General features: G+C 66.3%; 7 protein-coding genes. 3 read left to right on the top strand and 4 right to left on the bottom strand.

The features are described from left to right. Positions 1–31 precede the first annotated feature (31 nt). The 4 genes from RBB34_RS19505 to RBB34_RS19490 form a co-directional block, all read right to left on the bottom strand. Positions 32–853 carry a DUF3419 family protein gene (locus RBB34_RS19505; RefSeq protein WP_306120915.1) on the bottom strand — a complete coding sequence of 274 codons (822 nt, stop codon included), beginning with the start codon at positions 851–853 and terminating at the stop codon, positions 32–34. 75 nt (positions 854–928) lie between these two features. Further along, complete coding sequence (locus RBB34_RS19500) at positions 929–1,807, bottom strand: UDP-2,3-diacylglucosamine diphosphatase (RefSeq protein ID WP_306120914.1); 879 nt, start codon at positions 1,805–1,807, stop codon at positions 929–931. Positions 1,808–1,982: 175 nt separating this feature from the next. Further along, positions 1,983–4,538, bottom strand: coding sequence for an FAD-dependent oxidoreductase (locus RBB34_RS19495; protein ID WP_306120913.1), 2,556 nt, complete (start codon positions 4,536–4,538; stop codon positions 1,983–1,985). A 32-nt stretch (positions 4,539–4,570) separates the two neighbouring features. Further along, entirely contained in the window at positions 4,571–6,223 is a 1,653-nt protein-coding gene (locus RBB34_RS19490; protein ID WP_306120912.1) for a trimethylamine methyltransferase family protein, read from the bottom strand. 127 nt (positions 6,224–6,350) lie between these two features. On the opposite strand from RBB34_RS19490, the gene RBB34_RS19485 reads away from it, so the two are divergent. The 3 genes from RBB34_RS19485 to RBB34_RS19475 all read left to right on the top strand — a co-directional run. Then, on the top strand, positions 6,351–8,033 hold the full coding sequence (locus RBB34_RS19485; RefSeq protein WP_306120911.1) for an NAD(P)H-dependent oxidoreductase subunit E: 1,683 nt from the start codon (positions 6,351–6,353) through the stop codon (positions 8,031–8,033). A gap of 42 nt (positions 8,034–8,075) precedes the next feature. Continuing rightward, positions 8,076–8,513 carry a coiled-coil domain-containing protein gene (locus RBB34_RS19480; RefSeq protein ID WP_306120910.1) on the top strand — a complete coding sequence of 146 codons (438 nt, stop codon included), beginning with the start codon at positions 8,076–8,078 and terminating at the stop codon, positions 8,511–8,513. Positions 8,514–8,520: 7 nt separating this feature from the next. After that, positions 8,521–9,005: 2Fe-2S iron-sulfur cluster-binding protein (locus RBB34_RS19475; RefSeq protein ID WP_306120909.1), on the top strand; the 485-nt coding region annotated here is incomplete at its 3' end.

Below are 9,005 nucleotides of genomic sequence, written 5' to 3'. Positions count from 1 at the left end.
ATCTTCGAACCAGAAGAATGCGCAAACTACTTCAAATCATCCGGTTACGAACCAGACTGATCGAAAACCGCTCTAGCGCGCGCGTGCGCGCCTTGAGCGCGGCATGCATGTCACCGCCCGCCGCGCCGGCCAGCGCCTCGTATTGCTGCGGCGGAATGCCCAGGCCGAACAGCGAAGCGCGGTTCGAGGCGAGCAGCCGGACCAGCCGGCCGTCGATCGCCGGCTCGACTTTCTCGGCGAAGAAGCGCCGCTGGGCATGAAGGTCGGTGCAGCGCGTGAACTCGCGCAGATCGACCCCGTGCAGGCGGGCGATGCGGTGCGCCCAGCCGATGAACAGGCCGAGCGCCCCGTAACGGTAAAGACCGCGCTCGAACATGTCGATGCGCCGGCCGCGCAGGCCCATGCGGCCGTTCCAGTAATCGACGGTGGCGACATCCAGATGCGGCCGCAGATGGATGTCGAACAGGGCGGCATTGCCCGGCACGTCGGCCCGCCCGAAGAACTGGAAGAAGGCGCGCTGGCCGGGCAGGTGCTGGGCGGCAGCGTATTTGAGCCGGTTGAGCGCGATATGGGCGGGCGACAGGTCGACCGCCTCGACCGAGGCCGGACCCGCGGTCAGATAGCTCATCACATTGCAGCCGCCCGAGGCGATGGCGACGATGGCGTCGTCCGGACCGATCCCGAGCGCTTGCATGTCGACGACCGGATCCTCCCAGATCTGCGCGTAGACCAGGCCCGTGAAGGTGTGCGCGAAGGCGCGTTCGAGAAGACCGGTGACCGAGGTCGGCCTGCTGCGCTGGACGGCGGCGCCGATCTGCCGGCGGATCGTGGGATTGAGCGAGGGCGAGCCCATGGTGCGATGTCCTCTTGCAGATCGTTCTTGCCGGAAGGTTGGCTTGACCGTGTTATCACGGCCCGGGCCGCGGCGTCATGCCGCCTGCGTGCCCGCCGCTTGTGTCTCGGCGGCGGGCCTTTCGGTCGCAAGTGCGCTGGCGGCCGGTCTGGCGGCGGCAGCGGCCTTGGCGGTTTTGAGGTCCACCAGCCTGGCCTGGCGGCGCGCCCGCGCCACTTCGACCCAGTCGATCAGGTGCAGGCGCCCCTCGGCATCCTCGGCGATCGCCGTGCAGCTTTCCACCCAGTCGCCGGTATTGACGTAGGATATCCCAGCCTGGGCCTTGATCGCGGCATGGTGGATGTGCCCGCAGATGACGCCATCGACCTTCTGTCGCCGCGCCTCGGCCGCCAGCGCCTCCTCATAGGCGCCGATGAAGTTGACCGCCTGCTTGACCTTGAGCTTGAGCCATTTCGACAGCGACCAGTACTGGCCGCCCCACAGCCGCTTGAGCCGGTTGAACCAGCCATTGACCCACAGCGCCGACACATAGGCCCAGTCGCCCACGTGAGCGAGCCATTTGGCGTTCCGGACCACCATGTCGAACTGGTCGCCATGGATGACCAGATAGCGCGTGCCGTCGGCGCCCTCGTGCACGTCGGTCTCGCGCACCTCGATGCCGCCGAAATGCGAGCCCAGATAGGACCGCATGATCTCGTCGTGATTGCCGGGCACATAGATGATCTCGGCGCCCTTGCGCGCCTTGCGCAGCAGCTTCTGGACCACGTCGTTGTGCGCCTGCGGCCAGTACCAGCCCTTCTTCAGCCGCCAGCCGTCGAAGATGTCGCCGACCAGATAGATGCGCTCGGCCTCGTGCTCGCGCAGGAAGTCGAGCAGCATTTCGGCCTGGCAGCCGCGCGTGCCAAGGTGGATGTCGGACAGGAACAGGGTGCGAAACCGCTTTGGCTCGGACATGGCCTTGGCCGCTATTGAGGTTTTGCACTGCAGAATCAGACTCGTGTGTCAGCCGTGTGACGCAGGCGGCGGTGTCGGTCGTCATTCGTCGGTCGTGGGTCGTGGGTCGTGGGTCGAGCAGGCTCGCCTTTTCGGTCGACGACTGACGACCGACGAACAACGACCCGCGACCGTTTCACCCCCGCATCCGCTCGCCCCTGGGATCGAAAGGCGGTTCGATGGCGATCCTTGCCGGCCGGCGCACGCCCAGGATCTCGATCTCGAACAGGCCGGGCTCGGCCCGTTCGGACAGCGCGAACGGCACATAGGCCTGCGCCATGGACTGCCCGATGCCATGGGCGTAGCCGCCCGAGGTCACCCAGCCGACGACCCGCCAGTCGCCATCGACGATCGAGCCCATGCCCGGCGGATCGAATACGCGTCCCGATCCGTCGAAGCGACGCGGGCCGACCGCATGCGGCGGCGCGACGGTGCCATAGTCGGTGTCGCCCACCTTCGCCCAGACCGGTTCGTCATGCATGACATCGGCCGTCTCCGCCTCGATGACGAACGAGACCCGCCGCAGCTTCGGTCCCTCCGCCTTTTCGCGCGCGGCCGCTTGGCGACCGACGAAGTCGTTCTTGGACAGCTTGACGAACCGGTCCATCGCCCCTTCGAACGCACCGTAAATGGGCCGAAGCTCGTGGCCCCAGGTGGGAAAGTTCTTTTCGAGCCGCATCGACAGAAGCGCCCGCATGCCGAAATCGCGCATGCCGAACGCGGCACCCGCATCCTTGATCGCGGTGTAGACCAGCCGCTGATAGCAGGGCTCCATCCAGATCTCGTAGCCAAGGTCGCCCGTGTAGCTCAGCCGGTTGACCATGGCCGGCGCGCCAGCGATCGCCATTTCGCGGAAATCCATGAAGCGGAAGGCGTCGTTCGACACATCGACATCGACGAGCCTTTCGAGCACCTTGCGGCTGTCCGGCCCGGCGATCGACAGCCCGACAAGCGTCTGCCCGTAGCGGTGAATGCGCACCGAGCCGTCATCGGGCAGGTGCCGTTCGAACCAGCGCATGTGGTGGATCTGCGCCGCCGACGATCCCCAGATCACAAACCGGTCACCGGTTGCCCTGGCGATGGTGAAGTCGCCGATCAGCTTGCCGAATTCGTTGAGCATGGGCGACAGCACGATGCGGCCGGTCTTGGGCATGGTGTTGGTCATCAGATGTGACAGCCAGCTTTCCGCCCCCGGGCCGGTGACTTCGTACTTGGCGAAGTTGGCGATCTCGGTGACCCCGACGCCTTCGCGGACCGCGCGCACCTCTGCGCCGACATGGGCAAAATCGTTGGAGCGATGAAACGAGATCACGTCGTGCGCCGCATCGGCCGACGGCGCGAACCACAGCGGCACCTCCAGGCCCCAGGTGTCGCCCATCACGGCATGGTTCTCCTTGACCATGATGTCATGGAGCGGCGTCGTCTGATGGGGGCGGGCGGCGGGAAGTTCCTCGTTCGGATAGCGGATGCGGAAGCGTCGCGCATAGTTCTCGCGCACTTTCGCATTGGTGTAGCGCAGCGTCGCCCATTCGCCGAAGCGCGCCACGTCCATGCCCCATATGTCGGCGCCCGGATCGCCATGCACCATCCAGTTGGCCAGCGACAGGCCGACCCCGCCGCCCTGGCTGAAACCGGCCATCACCGCGCAGGCACACCAGAAATTGGTCAGCCCCCGCACCGGCCCGACGAGCGGGTTGCCGTCGGGCGCGAACGTGAACGGCCCGTTGATGATCTGCCGGATGCCGGCATTTTCCAGCGGCGGAAAATGCGCAAAGCCGATCTCCAGCGACGGGGCGATGCGGTCGATGTCGGGGGCAAGCAGTTCGTGGCCGAAATCCCATGGCGTCTCGACCGGCGACCATGGCCGGCAATCCTGCTCGTAGGTGCCCAGCAGCATGCCGTTGCGTTCCTGCCGCGTGTAGATCTCGCCGCGGAAATCCATGGCATGGATGAGTTCGCGCCCGTGCTCCTGATTGAAGGCGATCACCTCGTCCATGTCCTCGGTGAGCAGATACATGTGCTCCATGGCGAGCAGCGGCAGTTCGAGCCCGACCATGCGGCCGACCTCGCGCGCCCACAGCCCGCCCGCATTGACCACGTGCTCGCAGCGGATCGTGCCCTGCTCGGTGACCACGTTCCACGTCCCGTCCGCGTCCTGGGTCAGTTCGACGACGCGGTTGCGCAGCACGATTTGCGCGCCCAGCGCCTTGGCCGCCTTGGCATAGGCATGGGTGGTTCCGGCCGGGTCGAGATGGCCTTCGACCGGGTCCCACAGCGCGCCGACGAAGTGGCTTTCGTCCATCAGCGGAAACATCGCCTTGGCCTCGGACGGCGTGATCAGTTCGGTCTGCATGCCCAGATGCCGGCCCTTGGCGTGCAGCGTGCGCAGGAAATCCATGCGCTCGGCGCTTTCGGCGAGCATGACGCCGCCGGTCAGATGCAGCCCGCAGGACTGGCCCGAAACCTCTTCGAGTTCGGCATAAAGGCCGACGGTATAGGCCTGAAGCTTGGCGACGTTCGGATCGCCGTTGAGCGTGTGGAAGCCGCCCGCCGCATGCCAGGACGACCCCGATGTCAGTTCGGACCGCTCGATCAGCATGATGTCGGTCCAGCCGGCCTTCGCCAGATGATAGAGCACCGAACAGCCGACGACACCGCCGCCGATGACGACGACGCGGGTGGAGGTCTTCATTGGTTCAACCTTGCCGGGCGCATGGTGATGGCTCAAAAATCCGTCGGTGCGCCGCCCTCGCGCTTGCGGCGGGCGACGAAGTCTTCCAGTTCCTCGGCGATCGCCGCGTCCATGGGCGGTGGCTCGAACTCGGCGAGGATCTGCTTCCAGATGCGATTGGCGCGCTCTGGCGTCTGGATCGCGCCGCGATCGCGCCAGTTCTCGTAATTGCTCCAGTCCGATAGAAACGGCGAGTAGAACGCCGTCTCGTAGCGATCCTGCGTATGCTGAATGCCGAAGAAGTGCCCGCTATGGCCAACCTCGGCAATCGCGTCGAAGGCGATTTCGTCTTCGGACCATGTCACCGGTTTCATGTAGGCGATCAGTTGCTGGAGCTGCTCGCAATCCATGACGAACTTCTCGTAGGAAGCGCACAGCCCGCCCTCGAGCCAGCCTGCGGCGTGGTAGACTACATGGCTGCCGGAACTGAGCGCCGCAAACAGCGAATTGGTGCTCTCCCAGGTCGCCTGATTGTCTGGCGCGTTCGACACGCAGGTGTTCGACGAGCGCAGCGGCAGGCAGTAGAAGCGCGCCATCTGGCCGGTCATCTGGGTGGTGCGCAGGTAGTCCGGGGTGCCGAAGGCGGGCGCGCCGGTGCGCATGTCGACATTGGAGGAGAACGTGCCGATGGCGCAGGGGCAGCCCGGATTGATCGTCTGGATCAGCGCGATGGCGCACAGCGATTCGGCGAGCGATTGCGCCACCGTGCCCGCCAGCGTGATCGGGCTCATCGCTCCGGCCAGCGTGAAGGGCGTGACGATCACCGGCTGGCCGCGCCGCGCCAGCCGCATCAGCCCGTCGATCATCGGCCAGTCATGCTTGAGCGGCGAGGTCGAATTGATGTTGGTGAACATGCGCGGCGCCGCGTCGAATTGCTCATGGGTCAGCGCGCCGGCGATGCGCACCATCTCCATGGCGTCCTCGACCCGCTCGGTGCCCAGCGCATAGGCGTGCACCACCTTGTCGGTCAGCGTCAGCGTGTCGAAAAGGCAGTCAAGATGCCGGATGGACGGGTGCAGGTCGATCGGCTCCACCGGATAGCCACCCGAGACATGAAGGCAGTTGAAGGCCTGGGTCAGCTTGACCAGTTCCTTAAACGAGGCGCGATCGCCCGGCCGTCGCCCGCGGTCCAGATCGGAGCAGTTGGGCGGTGAGGCGATGTTCAGGAACACCATGTGCTCGCCGCCGATCGGCACCGCGCGAGACGCATTGCGCGGGGTGATGGTGAAGGCGCCGGGCGCGCGCGCCACCATCTCCATGATGTAGTCGCGCCCGAACCGCACCCGCGCGCCGGACGTGGTTTCACCGTCGATCAGGCAGCCTTGGGCGCGGAAGATGTCGACCGCCTCGTGATTGAGAAACACGACACCGATCTCCTCGAGGATCCGCATCGCGCCCTGGTGGATCGCTTCCACGCCCTCGGCCGGCAGCGGCTCGGTCGGCCGGTCCGAATTGACCGGAATCTGCCACGGCATCTGCGCAATGGCCCCACCGCCGCGCCGCCTGTTGCCGGCGCGCCCGCCGCGCGCTGCGCGCCGGCCCTGTCCTCCGTGCATCGCGATGGCGTCCATGGCTGCTCCCTGGCCGCCACTGTCGCCATGGGCGGACGTGCCGACGATCAATTCTTCGACCTGATCGGCGCGCATAGCGACATCGCTGCAAGGTCTGCGGCGTCCGAACACGACGATCGCGACGACAGTTGACGCTTTCGGCAAAGGTGCTAGGCCGCCGGACGACTAGGGTCGGTGCACTGAGAGGGCGAAGAAACGCGCTATGAACCGGATTGAGCCGCAAGGGCGCCGCCGCCGATCCCACCTGCCCAAGGGCCGGCAGCTCGACGAGGGCGCACTCGCCGATGTCCGCCGGCTGTTGGGCGATGCGCCGCGCCGGCGCGACCTTCTGATCGAGCATCTGCACCGGCTCCAGGATGCCCATGGCTGCTTGAGCGCGCCCCATCTGCGTGCACTGGCCGAGGAAATGCGCCTGTCCCAGGCCGAGGTTTACGAGGTCGCCTCCTTCTACGACCATTTCGACGTCGTCCGGGAAGGCGAGCAAGAACCTGCGCCGCTGACGATCCGGGTGTGCGAGTCGGTCTCCTGCATGCTCGCCGGCTGCGAGGAGGTGCTGGCCGCACTCGGTCGGCGGGCCGACCCCGAGCTCATCCGCGTTGCGCGCGCACCGTGCATGGGCCGCTGCGCGTCCGCGCCGGCCGCCCGCATCGGCGACCGCGAGGTCGATCGTGCCACCGCCGACACGCTGCTTGGCTTGGCCCGCGCCGGCCGGACCGGTGTCGTCCTGCCGCGCTACGCCGCACTCGATGCCTATCGCGCCGGGGGCGGCTACGCGCTCTGGCAGCGCGTGCGGGCCGGCGACCCGGACCCCGAAACGCTGATCGCGACATTGTCCGATGCGGGCCTCAGGGGGCTTGGCGGCGCGGGCTTCCCGGCCGGGCGCAAATGGTCGATCGTGCGCTCCTATCCCGGCCCGCGCCTGATGACGATCAATGGCGACGAGGGCGAGCCCGGCACCTTCAAGGACCGGCACTATCTGGAAACCGATCCGCATCGCATGCTGGAAGGCGCGCTGATCGCCGCGCACACCGTCGAGGCGGAGCGCATCTATCTTTACATGCGCGACGAATATCCGGCCGTCCTGGAAATCCTGCGCCGCGAGATCGCCGCGCTCGAGGCCGCCGGCCTGTGCGGGCCCGGCTTCATCGAACTGCGACGCGGGGCGGGCGCCTATATCTGCGGCGAGGAAAGCGCGATGATCGAATCGATCGAGGGAAAACGCGGGCTGCCGCGCCATCGCCCGCCCTATATCGCCGAAGTGGGCCTGTTCGGCCGGCCCACGCTCAACCACAATGTCGAGACCCTGTGGTGGATCAGGGACATCGTCGAGAACGGGCCGGACTGGTTCGCAGCCCAGGGCAATCAGGGGCATCCGGGAATCCGCTCCTGGTCGGTCTCGGGGCGGGTGAAGGCTCCGGGCGTCAAGCTGGCGCCGGCCGGCGTCACGGTGCGCGAACTGATCGAGGACCATTGCGGCGGCATGGCGGACGGGCACGTCTTCAAGGCCTATCTGCCCGGCGGCGCCTCGGGCGGTATCCTGCCCGCCTCCATGGACGACATCCCGCTCGATTTCGGCGACACGCTGTTCCGGCACGGCGCGTTCGTTGGCAGCCATGCCGTCGTCATCCTGTCGGACAAGGACAATATCCGCGACGTGACGCTGAACCTGATGCGGTTCTTCGCCCATGAGAGCTGCGGCCAGTGCACGCCCTGTCGCGGCGGCACCGAAAAGCTGGTGAAACTGCTCGAGGCGGACGGTCCCCTGGACGAGCCCACCATCCGCGATCTGGAACAGGTGATGCGCGATGCCTCGATCTGCGGCCTCGGCCAGGCCGCACCCAATCCGGTCAATCACCTGCTGACGCATTTTCCGGAGGATCTGTGATATGATCGGCCACAGACGACGTGACGAGAAACGGGCCGGGACATGGGCGCTGTCGAGATCTTGAACCTACGCCACGCCTTCGACGAGAAGCAGTCGGAGGCGATCGCACGCTTTTTCGATGCCAATGCCGCCACGAAGAAGGACATCGAGGAGGTCCGGCTTGAGATCGAGAAGCTCCGCACCGAGGTGGAAAAGCTGCGCGCCGAGCTCAAGTCTGACATTGAAGGCGTCCGCGCCGAGCTCATGTCAGAGATCGAGAAGCTCCGCACCGAGCTCAAATCTGACATTGAAGGCGTCCGCACCGAGCTCAAATTGGATATCGAAAAGGTCAGGGCCGACCTGACCGTCGAGATCGAGAAGGTCCGTGGCGAGATCGAGAAGGTGCGCGTCGACCTCGCCGACAAGATGCTGCGCTATCAGGTCGGAGGCGTCATCTCGATCGCCGTCATCTTCGCCGGCTTTCGCTATCTGGTCGGGTGAGATCGCAATGGCTGTCGACCAGACGGTAACCTTCATCCTTGACGGCCGCGCCGTCACCGCCGAGCCGGGCGAGACGATCTGGACGGTCGCCAGACGCGAAGGCACCCGCATCCCGCATCTGTGCCATCTCGACAAGCCCGGCTACCGGCCCGATGGCAACTGCCGCGCCTGCATGGTCGAGATCGAGGGCGAGCGCACGCTTGCCGCCTCCTGCATCCGCAAGCCCGCCCAGGGCATGACGGTGCGCACCGACACCGACCGCGCCGATGCGGCGCGCCGCATGGTGTTCGAGATGCTCGCCGCCGACATGCCCGCGCGGGATCAGAGCCCGGACGACCGGAGCGCTTTCTGGCAATGGGTCGAGACCATGGGCATTGGCGGGTCGGAGAGACTGCCGTCGAAGTTTGCTCGATCTCCCCTCTCCCCCCTTGTGGGGGAGATGTCCCGAAAGGGACAGAGGGGGGTAGATGGCGTCGATGATGACCACCCCCC

The organism is Roseitalea sp. MMSF_3546 (genome assembly GCF_030732865.1).
GTDB lineage: Bacteria > Pseudomonadota > Alphaproteobacteria > Rhizobiales > Rhizobiaceae > Roseitalea.
The sequence above is the reverse complement of the archived record's forward strand: the minus strand, read 5'-3'. Positions and strand labels throughout refer to the sequence as shown.